The organism is Arthrobacter sp. TJ-178, assembly GCF_058269275.1.
The window spans coordinates 1,058,676-1,076,964 of record NZ_JBZCNK010000001.1; the positions used below are offsets into that span (position 1 = coordinate 1,058,676).

The following is an 18,289-nucleotide window of genomic DNA, read 5'->3' on the forward strand; positions in this document are numbered from 1 at the left end:
GGACTCGGAGGCACGGCTCAGACGTCCCGTTTTTTCAGGAGAACGACGGCGGCCACCAGCAGCACCAGCGCCCAGCCGGCCAGGATGAGGCCCCCTTCCACCTGGTTGAACTGGTCCGGCTGGATCCTTGTAGCGACGAGTTGGGTGGCAGCACTGCTGGGCAGGAAACGGGCCGCGTCATCCACCCAGTCCGCGAGCCCGGACAGCAGGCTGGCAATGATCGGAAGGACAAACAGTGCGCCCACGAACGTCACCACTCCCCCGGCCGTGCTGCGCAGCAGGGCGCCGATGGCCACACCCATGACGGCGATCAGCGCCAGGACGGTTCCGGTGTTGATAATTGACGGCAGCACCCACTCGGCGTCCAATCCGAAGCCCAGATCCTGGCTGTCCAGTATCGGCTGCGCCACCAGGTAGGCGGCCAGAGCAGATAAGACACCCACGACAAAGGACACAACGGCAATCACCAGGGTTTTGGCCAGAAGCGCGGGGGTCCGGGTGGGCACGGCCACCATGGTGGTGCGGATCATCCCCGTGGTGTACTCGCTGCCCATCAGCACCACGGCCAGGGCAGCGATCAGCAGCTGGCCGAAGGGCAGCCCGGAGGCCGGAATATCGTAGGCGAGGCTCTGCGCCGAGGCATCGAAACCCCCGGGCGGACCGGCTGCCGGTTCGCTCACCAGCTGGACGGTGCCCCAGGCCACCAGCGCGGCCAGGCCAACCATCACCACAAATGTCACGGTCAGGAGGATCACGGTGGAGGACACGGTGACGGTTTTGATCCATTCCGAGTTCAGGACCCGGGGGAACGTGACCCGTCCGGCCTCCTGCCGGGGCGCCGGTGGGACAGGGGACGCAGGGGAAGCCGCGGAGGTACTCACGCCGTCCGTCCTTCCTGCGCCGGCAGGGATTCCGGCGGCTGGTTCATCGATTGGGACTGGTATTCCACTTCACCCCTGGTGAGCTCCATGTATGCGTCCTCCAGGGAGACCTTCTGCGGAGTGAGCTCGGTGATGAGGATGTCCCGGGAGTGCGCCGCTTCGGCAATCGTGCGGGTAGACAGGCCGACAATCTGCAGGACATCCCCGCCTGTCCTGTCCATGTCCACCCCGGGAGCGGCGACGGCGGCCGCCAGCGCCGCGACGTCGTCGGTACGGACCAGGACGCGTTCCTGCTGGCTGCCCGCGAGGACCTGGTCAATCGGCGCGTCGGCAAGGATCCTGCCCCGGCCGATCACAATCAGGTGGTCCGCGGTGACCGCCATCTCGCTCATCAGATGTGAGGAAATGAAAACGGTGCGGCCCTCCGAGGCCAGGCCCCGGACGAGGTAACGCACCCACTTCACCCCCTCAGGGTCCAGGCCGTTGACCGGTTCGTCCAGGATCAGGGTCTGCGGATCCCCCAGCAGGGCCGCTGCAATGCCGAGCCGCTGGCCCATGCCCAGCGAAAACCCGCCCACCTTCTTCCGGGCCGCCGGTCCCAGGCCGGTGAGCTCAATGACTTCACGGACCCGGGCAGCAGAGATCCCTTCGGTGGCGCCAAGGGCCCGCAGGTGGTTGTAGGCCGTGCGCTTGGGGTGGACGGCCTTGGCCTCCAGCAGGGCGCCCACTTCATGCAGGGGCGTCCGGTGCCGGGCATACGGTTTTCCGTTGACCGTCACTGTTCCGGCGCTGGGGCGGTCCAGGCCCACGATCAGCCGCATGGTGGTGGATTTGCCGGCGCCGTTGGGGCCAAGAAAGCCGGTCACCCTTCCCGGCTGGACGGAAAAGGTAATGCCGTCGACGGCGGTCTTGTCACCAAAGCGCTTGGCGAGTTCATGTGCCTCAATCATTGCGTGTCCTCACAGGGAACGGACGGACCTACCTGGAGCTCACCGACGCGAACTTCCGCACGGCAAGGGGAACAAAGACCAGCAGCATCACCGCAGATCCGATCAGCACCGTAGCAATGGCGTGCTGCATGGGCCAGGTGTCGGGCACGGGCGTGGTGCCCAGGTTCCCGAATAGTTCCCGCACTGCCTGCACCAGGGCGGACACCGGGTTCCATTCCGCGAAGACGCGCAGCGGCCCCGGAAGCGTGGAACTCTGCACAAACGCGTTGGAGATGAAGGTGATGGGGAACAGGATGATGAAGGATGCGTTGTTGATCGTTTCCGGCGTCCGCACGCTCATGCCCAGCAGGGCCATCACCCAGCTGAAGGCGTAGGAGAAGAGCAGCAGCAGTCCAACGGCTGCCGCAAAGGAGGCAAAGTTGGTGGTGACCCGCCAGCCCACCAGCAGCCCGGTTCCCATCATGATCAGCATGGAGATGCCGTTGAGGGCGAGGTCCGAATTGGTCCTCCCGATCAGCACCGCGGAGGGGCTCATGGGCAGGGTGCGGAATCTGTCGATGATTCCTTCCTTCAGGTCCTGCGCCATGGCGGCCCCGGAAAACGTGGATCCGAAGACCACCGTCTGGGCGAAAATGCCGGCCATCAGGTATTGGGTGTAGTCGGTGCCGGCCACGCTGATCGACCCGCCGTAGACCTGGCTGAACAGCAGCACGAACATGATGGGCTGCAGCACCGCGAAGACGATCATGTCCGGCGAGCGTTTGATCTTGATCAGGTTGCGTTTGGTGACGGTCCAGCCGTCGGCTGCCCAGTTGGCCGTGGTTGAGGTGCCGCGGCCGGCCGGAATACTTACTGCAGCGGCGCTCATCGGCGGGCTCCTTCCGTGCTCCGGGCGTCCTGGGGCTCAGCTTCCTCATCGGTGGGACGGCCGGTCAGCTGCAGGAACACATCATCAAGGGTGGGCCGGCGGATGCCCGCGTCATGCAGGTCAATATGCTCTGTCTGCAGGTCCGCGAGGATCAGCTGCAGGGACGCCGGGCCGTTCTGCACCGCTACTTCCAGGCTGCGGCCGTCATCGGCGGTATGGGGCGGCCCCGAGCCGTGCCGGGTCAGGATGCCGCGTGCGGTCTCGGCGTCGTTCCCGTCGATCAGCGCCACCGCAACACTGTGGCCGCCGATCCGGGACTTCAGCTGGTCTGAGGTGCCCTCGGCAATAACCGCACCATGGTCAATGACGGCTACGGTGTCCGCAAGCTGGTCTGCTTCCTCCAGATACTGGGTGGTCAGCAGCAGCGTGGTGCCGGCAGCCACCAGATCCTTGATGACCCCCCAAAGGGCCAGGCGGCTGCGCGGATCCAGGCCCGTGGTGGGCTCGTCCAGAAACAGGACACGGGGACTGTTGACGAGGGCGCCGGCCAGATCCAGCCGCCGGCGCATGCCGCCGGAATAGCCTTTGACGGGGCGGTTTCCCGCATCGGTGAGCTCGAACATGTCGATCAGTTCCGCGGCCCGCACGCGCGCCTGCCGGCCCGGCAGGTGGTAGAGGCGGCCCACCATCCGCAGGTTTTCCTGGCCGGTGAGGTTTTCATCCACCGCGGCGTACTGGCCGGAAACGCCGATAATCCGGCGGACATCCTTGGGAGCAGCCAGCACGTTGATGCCGTCGATTGTGAGGGTGCCGGCATCGGGCCTGATGAGTGTGGTGAGGACCTTGACGGCAGTGGTTTTCCCGGCGCCGTTGGGTCCCAGCAGCGCCATGACCGTGCCTTCCGGAACGGAGATGTCCAGGCCGTCCAGGGCCCGGACCGGACCGGATTTGGAGTTGTAGACCTTGGTGACTCCCTCTGCCTGAATCAGGCCGGGGGCGGGGCCGGGCAGCCCCGATGAAGGGTTGGGGGAAGTGGACATCGTCCGAAGTTAGACCCTGCAGCCCGCCTCCGGAAGCCCCATTGCGGACAGATTTGGTCCGCTGGTTTCGTGGCTGAGGTTCGCCTCCCCCGAATCAGGACCGCACCGAGTCAGGACGGCCCCGAATCAGGACCGTGCGTCCGAAGATTCCTTTTGTTCTGCGGCGGCGGGGGCAAAGATGATGGAGAGCAGCATGGCTGCGCCCACTACCAGCAGCGAGTTGCGGATCCCCCAGTGTTCGCCGAGAAAGCCGAGCACGGGCGGCCCGATGAAGAAGGCCGAGTAGCCGATGGTGGACACGACGGAGACCCGGGCTGCGGCGTGTGCCGGGTTCTCTCCGGCGGCGGACATGCCCATCGGGAAGCCCAGCGCCGCACCGACGCCCCACAGCACTGCGCCAAGGGCAGCCAGCGCGAGGTTGGGCGCCAGGACAAAGAGCAGCAGGCCCACCAGGGACGCGCCCATGCACATACGCAGCGCCGGCACGCGGCCCATCCGGTCGATCAGCCGGGCGCCGAACCAGCGGGTGAGGGTCATCGCGGCAACAAAAACAGCGAACATCACGGCGCCGGTGGACTCGCTGGTTCCCAGTCCGTCAACCGTCGCCTTGGCAACCCAGTCGTTGGCGGCCCCCTCGGTCAGGGCGGCGCCCAGGACGACGACGCCGATCAGCAGCGTGCGTCCCTCTTTCCAGGCGCCGAAGCGGGACGGCGCCACCTGCGCGCCGGTGGAATCCGTGCCGTGGTCAGCGTGGGAAACCTGCAGGAAGTTGCGCGGCACAATCAGCACCGCAACGCAGACGACGGTCAGGATGGCCAGCAGATGCAGGGAGAGGGAGACCCCCAGGGCGGACAGGCCGGCGCCGATCAGGGCGCCCACAAAGGAACCCCCGGAGAAGGCGCCGTGGAATTTGGGCATGATGGTCCGGCCCAGCTGCCGTTCCACGTCCGCACCCTCGAGGTTCATGGCAACGTCCCAGCCGGCGATCCCCACGCCGAAGATCAGCAGGCCGGCGGCGGTCAGCGGAATGGAGCCGGTGTACAGGCCGGCGGCAATGATCAGGGATGCGGCCGACGTCGTAATTCCGCCGGCGCGCACGGTGCCGGCGGTGCCGATCCGCTGGGCCACCGAGCCGGCCAGCGGCAGCGCGAGCACCGAGCCGACGGCGGAAAACAGCAGCAGCAGGCCAACGCCCGCGGCACCGATGCCGAGGTCCTGGGCGGCGGCCGGGATGCGGGCCGCCCAGCTGGCGAAGACCAGGCCGTTGAGGCCGAACACCACGAAAACGGCAATGAGTGCCTTGTTGAGGACGATGTCTTTTCGGGCAGTGTCAGTCGGGTTCTTTTCGGTCACGGCAATATTGTCCCCTACCGCGCGCGGACCACTCGTTTTTCGTCCCAGACCGGGGTCTCGGATTCGTAGACCTTGCCGTCGGAGCCGAACACCAGGAACCGGTCAAAGCTGCGCGCAAACCAGCGGTCATGGGTCACGGCCAGGACGGTGCCTTCAAAGGCGTCGATCGCCTTTTCCAGGGCTTCGGCTGAATGCAGGTCCAGGTTGTCGGTGGGTTCATCCAGCAGCAGCAGCGTGGCGCCGGAGAGTTCCAGCAGGAGGATCTGCAGCCGGGCCTGCTGCCCGCCGGAGAGTGAGTCGTACTTTTGCTCGGAGGATGCGGCCAGGCCGTAGCGGTCCAGTGCTCCGGCGGCGGCTTCACGGCCCAGCCCGGAGCGGTGCTCGTCACCGCGGTGCAGGATGTCCAGCAGGGTTTTGCCGAGCAGATCCGGGCGCATCATGGTCTGGGCGAAGAATCCCGGCCGGATGCGGGCACCAAGTTTGACGGAACCCTCATGCGGGACCGGAGCAATCTCCACCTCGGAGACCGGCTCATGTTCCCGGTCAGGATCGGTGCCGCCCAGGGCCAGCAGGCGCAGGAAGTGGGATTTTCCGGAGCCGTTGGAGCCCAGCACGCCCACCCGGTCGCCAAACCAGATTTCCGTGCTGAACGGCTTCATCAGCCCGGTCAGCTCCAGCTTCTGGGCAACCACGGCACGCTTGGCGGTGCGGCCGCCGCGCAGCCGCATCTTGACGTTCTGCTCTATGGGCAGCGCCTCGGGCGGCCCGGCTTCGAGGAACTTGGCCAGCCGCGTCTGCGCGGCCTGGTAGCGGTTGGCCATGTCGGAACGGAACGCCGCCTTGTTCTTGTACATGTTGACGAGTTCCTTGAGCTTCAGGTGCTCCTCGTCCCAGCGCCGGCGCAGTTCCTCGAACCGGGCATTGCGGTCCTCGCGTGCCGTGACGTAGCTGCTGAAGCCGCCGCCGTGGATCCAGGCGGAAGCGCCGTTGATGCCCGGTTCCAGGGTGACGATGCGGGTGGCGGCGTTGTCGAGCAGCTCACGGTCGTGGCTGACGAACAGGACGGACTTCCTGGACTCGGCCAGTTTGGCTTCCAGCCAGCGCTTGCCGGGCACATCCAGGTAGTTGTCCGGCTCGTCCAGCAGCAGCAGTTCATCGGGGCCGGAGAACAGGGCTTCCAGGACCAGGCGTTTCTGCTCGCCGCCGGAGAGGGTGGAGGCCTTGCGGTACTGGGCACGGTCAAAGGGCATGCCCAGGGCCGCCATGGTGACCTCGTCCCAGACGGTCTCCTGCTCGTAGCCGCCGGCATCTCCCCAGTCCGCAATCGCCGTGGCATAACGCATCTGGGTGGGTTCGTCGTCGTGCTCCATCATGGCCAGCTCGGCGTCATCCACGGCCTTCGCGGCGGCGGCGAGCGCGGGCGGGGCGGCGGAAACCAGCAGGTCCCGGACCGTGCTGTCATCGCGGACCTGGCCCACAAACTGGCGCATGATCCCCATGGACCCGGATTTGGACACCGTGCCCTCATCGGCCTTGATGTCCTCGGCAATGATGCGCAGCAGCGTGGTCTTTCCGGTGCCGTTGGGGCCGATCAGGGCGGTCTTGTGCCCGTCCCCCACCTTGAAGCTGACGCCGTTGAGCAGCTGCCGGCCGTCGGACAGGAAATAGTCAATGTTGGATACGTCGAGGTGTGCCACGCATCCATCCTCCCATCCGCCGGGATGGACAGCCGCCGCATTGACGTGCCTACGATGAAGACCGCGCGTCCCCGCCCGGGACGTCAGCCGGAAACACGCCGCTAAGGAGCGAAAATGATCTTCATTACCGTCAAGTTCAATGTCAAGCCCGAATGGGTGGAGCGCTGGCCGGAACTGACCGCCGATTTCACCGCAGCCACACGCGCAGAGCCCGGCAACCTGTGGTTCGACTGGTCCCGCAGCTTGGAAAACCCCAACGAATTTGTCCTGGTTGAGGCCTTCCAGGACGACGCCGCAGAGGCCCATGTGGGCAGCGACCACTTCCAGCAGGCCATGAAGGACATGGTTCAGGCACTGGTGGAGACTCCGAAGATCATCAACACGGTCATCGACGGCGAAGACTGGTCCCGCATGGGTGAACTCACGGTCGAATAGAGCCCGCCGCCCAGCTGCCCGGAACGGCGGCTGGGCTATTTGGTATCCAGCGTGTAGCCGGCCCGGGTCAGGATCTTCCGCAGGTCCACGACGGTCCGCTCGTCGATGTCCTTGCCCCGGGGCGGCTCCAAATAATCCGTCTGCCCCGCAATGGTCACCTCGTACTTGCCGTTGTGCTCGCGCGTGGTGTCGGCCACTGCTTCCAGCAGGGACACCACCCTCTTCCATTCAATGTTGGAGCTGGTGGGATGACGCAGGATCTGCTCCAGCGTGTCCCTGTGGTGGTTGTTCAGGTGCTCGGTCATCAGCACACCTCCTGCTTCCAGTTCGCCATGCCGGAGCTCCGGGCGCAAGGGGAAGCCGGGCTCCCGCCCCCCGCAGTACCCCTACTTCGGAGTGTTGCCGGTGAGGAAGTTACTGATCCGCTGCGGCACCAGATGTGCCACCTGCGGCGCCAGGATCCGGGCGCCCAGCTCGATCACCGCTCCCCAGGCGGCCAGCACCAGGAACGTCCACCATGCCGGTCCCAGGGTTCCGATTCCCGGACCAAGGCCGTCGCTGCCGCCGGTTCCGGCCCGGCCCGCGGCCACGAGGCTCAGCAGGGCGACGGCGGCGCCGACGAGGCCGAAGGCCACCGGCAGGCTCAGCCACGAGGTGCGGCGGGCCGGGGAGCCTTGCCGGGCCAGGTACCAGGCCAGTGCTGCCGCCGCTGCCAGCAGCACTCCCAGAACTCCGGCTGCTGCACTGGCCCAGACCGGCAGATCAGCTACGGAGGCCGGGATCTGCCCGTCTCCGGGCAGATCCCGGTTAGCCACGGTGGACAGGTGGCCGGCCGCGTACGCCCAGGCCGACGCCGTCGGCAGCCACAGCGGAGCGGCGAAGGTCACTGCCACTCCGCCGCGAATCAGGGCGGTGGTCAGCAGGATCGCTCCGGCCACTGCTGTGTAGAACAGGTAATGGCCGCCGGCCAGGCGAAGGGCCGCGCGGAGTTCCGGCAGGGCGCGCTCCGCCCGGATGAACCACTGCAGCGGTGTGCCGGACTCTTTTTTGCGTCCCGCCCAGCTGACACCGGTTCCCAGCAGCACCGCCCCGGCCACGAGGCTCGGCGAGGCTGCGGTCAGGAACACGGCACCAATGTCGGTTTCCGAACGCTGGGAAAACAGCAGGCTCAATGTCACGGAGAAGGCGGCCAGCACCAGGCCGGTCACCCCCGCGTACAGCCACCGCGTCCCATCGGATTCAAGTGGCTGCCTGCGCTCGGCACGCCGGCCCTGGCGCCACAGTGTGAGCACCGCAACCCCTGTCAGCAGCAGCGGCAGCGCACCGGTCCAGACACTCACCAGCGGGCCGGCAGCCGAGTACACGGCTGAGGAGACCGTCAGGACCGTTGTGCCGCCCAGCGCCATTGACGCCAGGAAAAACGGATAGATCAGCAGCGCCGAGGGACCGTCAAGCCGGGCACCCACGTTGGAGGCGGAATCGGTCATGGCGTCCAGGGCACCGGTGCCGCCCAGGAAGAATCCAAGGACCAGCAGCGCCATGGTGACGAGCGCGGCGCCCAGGGTCAGGGAATACGCAATGAGTGCGGCCCGCACCGCCAGCCACCACTGCGGGTCCCGGCGTCCGGACCCGACGGGCGGAACAAGGGTGTCGGGGTTTCCCGGCATCCCGCCGTCCTGGTTATGCATTCCATTCCCCCTGCAAAGCGTGAGCGGCGTTGCGCCGGATTCAAACATACAAGCTTACGGCGCCGCCCTCCTGCCGGACTGCTCCCCCGGGGGCTAGTTTCCGGTCCCCAGGGCCGGCAGCGGAAGTCCGTGCTCCCGCCGCAGAGCCAGCTCGGCGGCATGGAATCCGCCCATCCCGTGGACACCGGGTCCGGGCGGCGTGGATGCCGAGCACAGGTAGACCCCCGGCAGCGGGGTTTGCCACGGGTTCAGGGCCAGAACGGGCCGGGCCGCCATCTGCCACAGGTTGACGGCGCCGCCGCCAAAGTCACCGCCCACATAGTTTTCGTTGTACCGCTCCAGATCCGCCGCCGTTGTGGCCTGCGAGCGGACGACGACGTCGCGGAAGCCGGGCGCGAAGCGTTCGATCTGTGCGGTGACGGCTTCGGTCATGTCCACGGTGGAACCGGCGGGAACGTGGCAGTAGGTCCACAGGATGTGCCGGCCGGCCGGGGCACGGGAGGAATCGAAGCTGCTGGGCTGGGACAGGAGCACATAGGGCTTCGCGGGATGCCGTCCGGCCGCCACCTGCGCTTCGGCTTCGGCCAGTTCGGCACGCCGTCCCCCCAGGTGGACGGTTCCTGAGCGGTGCACCTCATCGTTTGCCCAGGGAACGGGCCCCGAGAGGATGAAATCCACCTTGCAGGCTGCGTTTCCGTAGCGGAACCGTTCCAGTGAGCGGGCGTAGCGGCCAGGCAGCCGCGGTCCGGCAAGTTCCAGCAGGGTCTTCGGAGAAACATCGAGCAGCACCGTCCTGGAGCTGCTGACCTCGTCCAGGGAGGACACCCGGTGGCCGGTGACCACCTCTCCCCCGTGCGCCTGCAGGTCCTGGACCATGGCGTCGGCGATGGCCTGCGAACCGCCGTCGGGCACGGGCCAGCCCACGGTGTGGGCCAGCAGCGACAGAAGCAGGCCGCCGCCGGCGGAGGGGAGCGACGGCATGCGGCCCACCGGGTGGGCCGCCACACCGGTGAGCAGCGCGGGTGCCTTGTCCGTGGAGAACCGCCGGTTCCACAGCACGGTGCCCTGGTCCAGGGCGGCACGCCCGAAGGCCAGCGCGGCTGCGGGTTTGCGGTAGCCGCGGAACAGCGGGGACATAAGGAATTCCGTGATGTCCTCACTGCGCTGCACCAGCGGCCGCATCAGGGAACGGAACGCCGGGCCGTCCGCGCCAAGACCGGCCACGGTGCGCTCCAGGTCCCGGTACGCCAGGCCGGCATCGCCGCCGTCCAGCGGATGCGCGTAGGAGATCTCCGGCACGGTGAGCCGAATCCGGCCGGCCAGGTCAAAGCGGCGGAAGAACGGCGAGGCCAGGGCCATGGGATGCACGGCGGAGCAGACGTCGTACCGGTGGCCGGGTTCCAGAAGTTCCTTCGTCCGGCTGCCGCCGCCCGCGGTGGCTCCCGCTTCAAACACCCGCACCGACAATCCGGCGCGGGCCATGATCACGGCGGCCGCCAGTCCGTTGGGGCCGGCGCCTACTACTGATACATCCGTCACGGGGTTCCTGCTTCCTCTGCCGGGGTCCGGATAGCCGCCGGTTGTCGGGCTTTGCGGCCCAGCCGGAACCGGTCCGGCGCGTGGTCGAAGGGACCGCCCTGGGGATCATCGACGTCGAGCCGGCGCACCGGATCATCTGCCGGATCGAGGATATCGCGGACCACCCGCACCATCAGCCAGGCAGTGGCAAGCCAGTGCCCGGCCACTGCCCACACATAGTAGGCCGCATCAATGTTGCTGCGCTCGGGTCCGCCGGAGGTGACGGCACCCAGATACATCCAGATTGCCCACCAGTGCAGCACTTCAAAGAACTGCCAGATCAGGAAATCCCGCCACCGCGGCCGTGCGAGCGCCGCCAGCGGGATCAGCCACAGCACAAATTGCGGGGAGTACACCTTGTTGGTCAGGATAAAGGCCGCCACGATCAGGAAGGCCAGCTGCGCCAGCCGGGGGCGGCGCGGTGCGGCAAGCCCCAGCAGGGCAATGCCGGCGCAGGCAGCAGCGAACAGGACGTACGCCCAGAAATTGATGAACCGCGGATCCGCTTCCGCCTGTCCCCAGCTCCCGGCGAGCAGGTTCCAGGCAAACCACACCGAGGAGTATCCGGCCGGACGTTCGCCGGTGTAGGTCAGGAAGTACTTCCAGCCGGTGAAGTCGGAAACCATGAACGGCACGTTCACCGCGAGCCACGCGGCCGCGGCCGCTCCCGCTGTCTGGACCACCGGGCGCAGCCGCAGGGTCCGCAGGCCAAGGACCAGGATGGCACCCAGAATCAGGACCGGGTACAGCTTGAGCGCGGTGCCCAGTCCCAGAAGCACGCCCGCGAGCACCGGACGGTTGCGGGCAAAAGCCAGCATGCCCAGGGCGGCCAGGAGCACCGCCCATATGTCCCAGTTGATGAAGACCGAAAGGACCATGGCCGGTGCCACGGCAACCATGGATGCGTCCCAGGGCCGGCGGTTGGCCATCCGCATGGTGGCCGTGACCGTGGCAATCCAGGCCAGGACCGCCAGCACCGCATTGATGTCGAAATAGGCCAGGGCCCGTTCCGCAGATGCGCCGCCCGGCACCAGCAGGGCTGTGGCCCCGGCCAGCAGGCCCAGCAGCACCGGGTACTCAAAACTGGATCCCGGGGTCAGGAAGGGAAAGATTCCCGCGGCCAGGCCGCGGGAATCAAACAGGACGGGCCAGTCCGAATAGCAGGCCTGGTAGAAGTGGTCCGGGGAGGTCCAGCCGCCAACGCGGCAGGGAGTCTTGATCAGCATGGCCAGCAGTGCGGCGGCGGTGGTCAGCAGGATCAGGACCCGTTCCACGGTGAAGAACCCGGGCGTCACGATTCCGGGCGCGGTGTACCGTCCCAGCGGTCCCCCGACGGCCTCGGTGAGGTTCCTCAGGAGTGGATCGTTGCGGCTGGGCACCACTATCCGCAGCGGCTGACGTCGGGGCTTGGGCTCCATGGTTACCAGTATGACCGCCGGCACGGCGGGCTTCGAAGACCGGACACAGGTCATTCCCGCTCAGCTGCTGCTGTGACGGCGCACACTCAGCACTCGGGTTGAGGCCGTAGACTGGGCCCGTCTTTGCCGCATCCGGTGCGGCACTGAATTACTTTTCTTCAAAGGAGAACTGTGGCAATGAACCCCATTCGGGTCGCAATCGTTGGTGTCGGCAACTGTGCGGCGTCCCTAGTCCAAGGCGTGCAGTACTACCGCGACGCAGATCCTGACCTGACCGTTCCCGGGCTGATGCACGTGGAGTTCGGGCCGTACCACGTCAACGATGTGCAGTTTGTGGCCGCCTTCGACGTCGACAGCAAAAAGGTGGGCCTGGACCTGGCGGACGCCATCGGTGCCAGCGAGAACAACACCATCAAGATTGCCGACGTGCCGCAGACCGGCATCACCGTGCAGCGCGGCCACACCCTGGACGGCCTGGGCAAGTATTACCGCGAAACCATCGTGGAGTCCGATGCCGAGGCAGTGGACATTGTTGCCGCTCTTCGGGACAACGCCGTTGACGTCATGGTCTGCTACCTGCCGGTCGGCTCGGAGCAGGCCGCCAAGTTCTATGCCCAGTGCGCCATCGACGCCGGCGTCGCCTTTGTGAACGCCCTTCCGGTGTTCATTGCCGGCACCAAGGAGTGGGCGGACAAGTTCACCGCGGCCGGCGTTCCCATTGTCGGCGACGACATCAAGAGCCAGATCGGCGCCACCATCACGCACCGCGTGATGGCCAAACTGTTCGAGGACCGCGGCGTCATCCTGGACCGCACATACCAGCTCAATGTCGGCGGCAACATGGACTTCAAGAACATGCTTGAGCGCGAGCGCCTGGAATCAAAGAAGATCTCCAAGACGCAGGCGGTCACCTCCAACACGTCGGCGGATCTGAAGGCCGACGACGTCCACATCGGTCCCTCCGACTACGTGGCCTGGCTCGATGACCGCAAGTGGGCCTTCGTCCGGCTTGAGGGCCGCAACTTCGGCGATGCCCCGGTGTCCCTGGAGTACAAGCTGGAGGTGTGGGACTCCCCCAACTCCGCCGGTGTGATCATCGACGCGATCCGGGCCGCCAAGATTGCCCTGGACCGCGGCGTGGGCGGACCCATCCTCTCGGCGTCGAGCTACTTCATGAAGTCCCCGCCGGAGCAGTACAACGATGACATTGCCAAGGAAAAAGTGGAGCAGTTCATCCGCGGCGAGGTTGAGCGCTAACCTCTCCCCTGCCCCCCCCCCCCCCGCGAGATGGCAGAAGGTGACCTTCCCGAGGCCGGGAGGGACGCCTTCTGCCATCTCGCGGTATGAAGGACGGCATGAGGGGCTAGGACAGACCCGTTGGCGTCCCGTCGGCGGCGACGTCCATGCGCATTGCGGCCGGCACCTTGGGCAGCCCCGGCATGGTCATCACGGCCCCGGTCAGCGCCACCACAAATCCGGCGCCGGTCTTCAGGATCAGATCCCGGACGTGCACCGTGAAACCGGTCGGCGCCCCGAGCAGCGCGGCGTTGTCGGAGAACGAGTACTGGGTCTTGGCCATGCACACCGGCAGGGAATCCCAGCCTCCGGCCCTGATCTCCTCCAGGCGGCGCAGCGCCGGCAGGGCGAATTCGACGTCGTCGGCTCCGTAAATTTCCCGGACCACGGTGCGGATTTTCTCTTCGACGGGCATCTCATCCGGGTAGAGGAAACGGAAATCCGTCGGTTTCTCCAGCGCGGCCAGCACTTTGGCAGCCAGCTCATCGCCGCCGTTTCCGCCCCCGCCCTGGGCCCAGACATCCGCGGCGGCGGCCGCCACGCCCTCATTGGCGCACCACTGCAGCAGCCAGTCCACTTCCTCCGGCGTATCCGTGGTGAAGGTGTTCACGGCCACGACCGGGCTCAGTCCGAACTTTGCGATATTTCCCAGGTGCCGGCGCAGGTTCGCGGTTCCGGCCTCCAGGGCAGCCGGGTCCGGCTCGCCCAGCCGGTCCTTCGGCACGCCGCCGTGCATCTTCAGGGCACGGATTGTGGCCACCACGACGACGGCGTCCGGGGCCACGTCCGCGGCCCGCGAGGTGATGTCCATGTACTTTTCAGCACCCAGATCCGCGCCGAAACCGGCCTCGGTGACCACGATGTCCCCCACCGTGCGGGCCAGTTCGGTGGCAATCACCGAGTTGCAGCCGTGGGCAATATTGGCGAACGGGCCGCCGTGGACCAGTGCCGGTGTTCCGGCCAGGGTTTGGACGAGGTTGGGCTTGACGGCGTCCTTGAGCAGCAGGGTCAGGGCGCCCTCCACCCCGAGGTCCCGCACCGTCACCGGCCGGCGGTCGTACGTGTAGCCAACGGTGATCCGGGCCAGCCGCTCCTTAAGATCCGTGAGGTCGCGGGCGAGGCAGAACACCGCCATGATTTCCGAGGCCACGGTGATATCGAAGCCGTCCTGGCGGGGCGTGCCCTGGGTCGGGCCGCCCAGTCCAATCACGATGTCGCGCAGCGAGCGGTCGTTCATATCCATGACCCGGCGGAACGTGATCCGGCGGGGATCAATCCCCAACTCGTTGCCCTGATAAATATGGTTGTCCACCAGGGCCGTCAGGGCATTGTTGGCTGTGGTGATGGCGTGGAAATCGCCGGTGAAGTGCAGGTTGATGTCCTCCATCGGCACCACCTGGGAATAGCCTCCGCCCGTGGCTCCGCCCTTCATGCCCAGAACCGGGCCCAGTGAGGGTTCCCGCAGCGCTATGACGGTGTTCGCCCCGGCTTTGGCCAACGCATCGCCCAGGCCCACGGTCACGGTGGATTTTCCTTCGCCCGCGGGAGTGGGGCTCATGGCGGTAACCAGCACCACTTTGCCCCGGGTTTTCCGCGGCGGAACCAGCAGCGGATCCACCTTTGCCTTATATCGCCCGTAGAGTTCCAGGGAGTCTTCGGGGATCCCGGCAGCGCGGGCAATTTCGGTGATGGGCTTCATCACCGCCCGGCGGGAGATTTCCAAATCACTGGACATGTCAGCGGCAGCGCGCATCGTTGCGGTCCTTCCGGTTCCTGCCGGTGGTTTTCACCGGCAGTCGTGACGTATGCCCAAACTATCAGCGGACCGAATGCGCCGAGAACTGCTCGGCGGCCTGCAGGTAACTCTGCGCGGTGAGCATGGCCGTGCGGTTCCATCCAAAAGCCGACGCATGCACGGCGGCGCCGAGGCCCAGCGCCCGCCGGAACCCGGCGTCGTCGTACAGCCGTTCCAGCTCAGCGGACCAGCGGAGGCTGTCATGCCCGTCCACCAGCAGCCCGGTGCGGCCGTGCCCCACTGCCTTGGGGAGACCGCCCACGTTGGCAGCTAATACAGGTGTGCCGCAGGCCTGCGCCTCGAGGGCAACCAGCCCAAAGGATTCGCTGAAGGAAGGCACCGCAACGACGTCGGCGGCCCGGAACCAACCGGCGAGCGCGGCCGCGCCTACGGGCGGACGCAGCGAGACCTGCGCGTGGAGTCCTAGCGAATCGATCAGCGGCTGCAGATCCAGTACCTCGGACCCGCTGCCGGCTCCCAGGATGGTGACGTGCAGCGGAATGTCCGGACGGCGGGCGTGGAGCTCCGCAGCGGCCCGCACCAGCACCTGGGGACCCTTCATCCGCTGGATGCGCCCCGCAAAGACTACGTGGAACGCGTTGTGCGGGATGTTCAGGGCGGCGCGCGAAGCATCGGAGTTTCGGCGAGAGAAAATGTTCAGGTCTACGCCCGGTGCCACCACGTCCACTTCGCGGGGGTTGGCTCCGTAGAGTGATTCCAGCTCGGCAGCTTCGGTGCTGGTGTTCGCGATCAGGCGGGTGGCGCCGTCCACGATGTCCTGCTCACCGTCAATCCGCACCTGCGGTTCCGGCTTTTCCCCGGCCTGCAGCCGGAGGTTCTTCACGCGGGCCATGGTGTGCATGGTGTGCACCAGCGGAAGGTCCCAGGTACGGGCAACAGCCAGTCCGGCGGTACCGGAGACCCAGTAATGCGAATGGATGACGTCAAAGCGCCGCGGGGCACGGTAGGGCTGCAGGTCAGCCACGCCGGCGGCCAACGCAGCTTCGAGGCCGGGGAGCGCTTCCTTGGCAATCTTTCGGCGCGGTCCGGCAGCAACGTGATGGACCGTCACACCGGGAGCCAGTTCCACTGACGGGGGGTGATGCGGATCGGAGGCGCGGGTGAAAATCTCCACTCCGACGCCGCATTTGGCCAGCTCAACGGCAACCGAGCGGACGTAAACGTTCATTCCGCCGGCATCGCCGGAGCCCGGCTGCTCCAAGGGTGACGTATGCAAGGAGAGCATGGCGACACGCTTTACCTGAAGCAACAGCACTCCCTTCCTGGCCGGCCGCTGTCCGATGTCCCCTACTGACTTTATAACGCCGCGGCCGGGAGCATGGTTTCCGACCGGTTCAGGTCACACCGCTCACACCCGAGCCGAAGCCGATTGTCAGTGATTCCACCGGGCAGGCCGCACAAACCGGTGGAGTCCACCGTGTACAGCGCGGACTCCACCGGTTTTGTTCCCGTCGGTTCGGGTTGCTACTTCACCGACCAGGTGCTGTGCGTCATCACGTGCCATTGCGGTCCGTTCCAGTACGCGTCCAGGCGGGCCTGATGGACGGCTTCGGAGCGGGCGAACGAAGCCAGCAGGCGGAAGAACATGGTCAACACCTCCTTCCGGATGTGCCGCGGGCCTGTTTGCGGGTCAGGAGCCGACGGCGGGTGATCAGCCCGCACTGCCGGCGGCAGGACGGCAGTTTCAGGCAGGGTGGGGATTTCAGACTGGGCGGGAGTTTCGGCAGAAACGGAAAAGGGCAGGCTGGAATTAGGCATGAGTAATCTCCGGAAAAGGGCGCACCCGTTTTTAGGGTGCACAAAAGAATCAATAAGGAATAGGAAAAAGACCGTGGGATCTTTGAGGGTAAGCGGCGCCTGCACGCAAACAATTATTCGACAATAATTCTTCGAATGAATTGATGTACGTCAGGGACGGCCCCGGTACGCAGCCGGGTTGCCTCGCGGCGGGGTGCGCCTCAGCGGATCCCCGATAGCCAACCCACACAGCACTTCCGGCAGCTGAACCCGCTGCCTGCAACTGCGGTCACCCCAAACCCGCCAACACCCTCGGGCGGCAGGGAGTCCGTGCCGGGAAGGTATGCCCCGCCAGGCATAAAACCAAGTCAGGAAACCGAAGGGCGGTTCCGCGAGACTTCAGGAGGGGTTTTCAGGAGGGTTCAGCGGGAGGACCAGGGTTGATTCAAGGCGGTCAGCGCCGTGGCTACAGTGGTTACCCGAGAAAGCCGGGGGTTCCGGTTCGCCGCGAGGACGATCCGTAACCCGAGGCGCCGGTGAGTCCGTCAGCAGCGCCGGCCACCCGCATTCCAAAAGGCCGGACAAACGGCCCCTCAGCAGAAGGGATGGACGTGCGTGCCTGCGGGCAGGCAACCACCGTTGCAGTGAGGAATTTGTGGATGATCATTACCCCCACCTCCCTTTCATGAGTGCATGGAATTACGGATGGCCGGCCAGATGCTGGATGCTCTAAACCGGATGGAACTTGGTTAATCGGGATGCGGCCCCACCTGCAAGAAAGGTGGCCGCAGAAAAAACATACAACACGTTTCCGTCTCCTGCCAAGGCATTTACGGAAACTTTTTTACATTCTTTTGGAGATTAATAGTTCCAGCGCACTATTGCGGGGGTGTGCTTGTCCCAGCCAAGGGTGCAGACCGCCGCTGTGCCGAGCACCAAATGCCGCCCGTGGTCGGCCGGAAGGCCAAGCCAGCGGGCTGCGAGAATCCGCAGGAAGTGCCCGTGTGCCACAAGCAGGACCTTCTCCATGGGGTGGGCGTCCGGAGTGCGGTCCATCGGTGTGCCGCAGCCGGCCTGCACCTGGGAGATGATGCGATCCGCACGCTCTGCCACCTGTTCCAAAGTCTCCCCGTTGGGGACGCCGTCCTTCCAGATGAGATATCCGGGATTCTCCGCACGGACCTGCGTGCTCTTGCGTCCCTCGTTGTCTCCGTAGTCCCACTCGTGGGCGTGGGGCAGAATCTGCGGGTTCGGATAGCCCACGAGTTCCGCGGTGCGCCGCGCCCGGGCCAGCGGGGAAGAGAGCACCAGGTCAAAATCAATCTGACCGATCTTGTCCTTCGCAGCGACGGCCTGTGCCTCGCCCGCTTCTGTCAGTGGTATGTCCGTCAGACCCGTGTAGTTCCCCTCGCGGGACCACTCCGTTTCACCGTGGCGCAGCAGCCACAGTCGCGGCAGGCGGGTGCCTGCCGGGGTCGTATCCGGAACCGCCGGACCGAAGTCCTCAGCGTCGCTCATTTACTTCCTTCCGC

The 18,289-nt window shown here is 66.2% G+C and carries 17 protein-coding genes; 2 read left to right on the forward strand and 15 right to left on the reverse strand.

Going from position 1 to position 18,289, the window contains the following annotated elements; all coding sequences use genetic code 11:
• Window positions 1-17: 17 nt before the first annotated feature.
• From AC4D2Q_RS05065 to AC4D2Q_RS05090, 6 genes are all read right to left on the reverse strand, one after another.
• Window positions 18-881, reverse strand: a complete 864-nt coding sequence (locus AC4D2Q_RS05065; RefSeq protein WP_490945502.1) for an ABC-2 transporter permease — start codon at window positions 879-881, stop codon at window positions 18-20.
• Window positions 878-1,831, reverse strand: a complete 954-nt coding sequence (locus AC4D2Q_RS05070; RefSeq protein ID WP_490945503.1) for an ABC transporter ATP-binding protein — start codon at window positions 1,829-1,831, stop codon at window positions 878-880. Before AC4D2Q_RS05070 ends, AC4D2Q_RS05065 begins: the two co-directional genes overlap by 4 nt.
• Before the next feature lie 28 nt (window positions 1,832-1,859).
• The gene (locus AC4D2Q_RS05075) at window positions 1,860-2,699 is read right to left on the reverse strand and encodes an ABC transporter permease (RefSeq protein WP_490927814.1); all 840 of its coding nucleotides are present in this window, start codon (window positions 2,697-2,699) and stop codon (window positions 1,860-1,862) included.
• On the reverse strand, window positions 2,696-3,739 hold the full coding sequence (locus tag AC4D2Q_RS05080; protein ID WP_490945504.1) for an ATP-binding cassette domain-containing protein: 1,044 nt from the start codon (window positions 3,737-3,739) through the stop codon (window positions 2,696-2,698). The genes AC4D2Q_RS05075 and AC4D2Q_RS05080 overlap by 4 nt, the downstream gene beginning before the upstream one ends.
• Before the next feature lie 126 nt (window positions 3,740-3,865).
• The gene (locus AC4D2Q_RS05085) at window positions 3,866-5,092 is read right to left on the reverse strand and encodes an MFS transporter (RefSeq protein ID WP_490945505.1); all 1,227 of its coding nucleotides are present in this window, start codon (window positions 5,090-5,092) and stop codon (window positions 3,866-3,868) included.
• A gap of 14 nt (window positions 5,093-5,106) precedes the next feature.
• On the reverse strand, window positions 5,107-6,789 hold the full coding sequence (locus AC4D2Q_RS05090; RefSeq protein WP_490945506.1) for an ABC-F family ATP-binding cassette domain-containing protein: 1,683 nt from the start codon (window positions 6,787-6,789) through the stop codon (window positions 5,107-5,109).
• Window positions 6,790-6,903: 114 nt separating this feature from the next.
• Here AC4D2Q_RS05090 and AC4D2Q_RS05095 point away from each other — a divergent pair, with 114 nt between their 5' ends.
• Window positions 6,904-7,224: a putative quinol monooxygenase gene (locus tag AC4D2Q_RS05095; protein WP_490927810.1), complete on the forward strand. Its 321-nt coding sequence runs from the start codon at window positions 6,904-6,906 to the stop codon at window positions 7,222-7,224.
• Window positions 7,225-7,259: 35 nt separating this feature from the next.
• On the opposite strand, the gene AC4D2Q_RS05100 is transcribed toward AC4D2Q_RS05095, so the two are convergent.
• The 4 genes from AC4D2Q_RS05100 to AC4D2Q_RS05115 form a co-directional block, all read right to left on the reverse strand.
• Window positions 7,260-7,529 carry a hypothetical protein gene (locus AC4D2Q_RS05100; protein ID WP_490945507.1) on the reverse strand — a complete coding sequence of 90 codons (270 nt, stop codon included), beginning with the start codon at window positions 7,527-7,529 and terminating at the stop codon, window positions 7,260-7,262.
• Between the two features lie 81 nt (window positions 7,530-7,610).
• Window positions 7,611-8,912, reverse strand: a complete 1,302-nt coding sequence (locus tag AC4D2Q_RS05105; protein ID WP_490945508.1) for a hypothetical protein — start codon at window positions 8,910-8,912, stop codon at window positions 7,611-7,613.
• A 93-nt stretch (window positions 8,913-9,005) separates the two neighbouring features.
• Complete coding sequence (locus AC4D2Q_RS05110) at window positions 9,006-10,451, reverse strand: phytoene desaturase family protein (protein WP_490945509.1); 1,446 nt, start codon at window positions 10,449-10,451, stop codon at window positions 9,006-9,008.
• Complete coding sequence (locus AC4D2Q_RS05115) at window positions 10,448-11,908, reverse strand: glycosyltransferase family 87 protein (protein ID WP_490945510.1); 1,461 nt, start codon at window positions 11,906-11,908, stop codon at window positions 10,448-10,450. The genes AC4D2Q_RS05110 and AC4D2Q_RS05115 overlap by 4 nt, the downstream gene beginning before the upstream one ends.
• 171 nt (window positions 11,909-12,079) lie before the next feature.
• Between AC4D2Q_RS05115 and AC4D2Q_RS05120 the strand changes: the two genes are divergently transcribed.
• A complete protein-coding gene (locus AC4D2Q_RS05120; RefSeq protein WP_490945511.1) occupies window positions 12,080-13,165 on the forward strand; it encodes an inositol-3-phosphate synthase in 1,086 nt (361 codons plus the stop codon).
• A 106-nt stretch (window positions 13,166-13,271) separates the two neighbouring features.
• Here the strand turns inward: AC4D2Q_RS05120 and AC4D2Q_RS05125 are convergent, their stop codons facing one another.
• The 5 genes from AC4D2Q_RS05125 to AC4D2Q_RS05145 form a co-directional block, all read right to left on the reverse strand.
• Window positions 13,272-14,957, reverse strand: coding sequence for a formate--tetrahydrofolate ligase (locus AC4D2Q_RS05125; RefSeq protein ID WP_490945512.1), 1,686 nt, complete (start codon window positions 14,955-14,957; stop codon window positions 13,272-13,274).
• Window positions 14,958-15,021: 64 nt separating this feature from the next.
• On the reverse strand, window positions 15,022-16,269 hold the full coding sequence (gene mshA / locus AC4D2Q_RS05130) for a D-inositol-3-phosphate glycosyltransferase (RefSeq protein ID WP_490945710.1): 1,248 nt from the start codon (window positions 16,267-16,269) through the stop codon (window positions 15,022-15,024).
• A 215-nt stretch (window positions 16,270-16,484) separates the two neighbouring features.
• Window positions 16,485-16,778, reverse strand: coding sequence for a hypothetical protein (locus tag AC4D2Q_RS05135; RefSeq protein ID WP_490945513.1), 294 nt, complete (start codon window positions 16,776-16,778; stop codon window positions 16,485-16,487).
• Window positions 16,779-17,232: 454 nt separating this feature from the next.
• Window positions 17,233-17,424: a hypothetical protein gene (locus AC4D2Q_RS05140; RefSeq protein WP_490927802.1), complete on the reverse strand. Its 192-nt coding sequence runs from the start codon at window positions 17,422-17,424 to the stop codon at window positions 17,233-17,235.
• A 194-nt stretch (window positions 17,425-17,618) separates the two neighbouring features.
• The gene (locus AC4D2Q_RS05145; protein ID WP_490945514.1) at window positions 17,619-18,275 is read right to left on the reverse strand and encodes a histidine phosphatase family protein; all 657 of its coding nucleotides are present in this window, start codon (window positions 18,273-18,275) and stop codon (window positions 17,619-17,621) included.
• Between the last annotated feature and the right edge of the window lie 14 nt (window positions 18,276-18,289).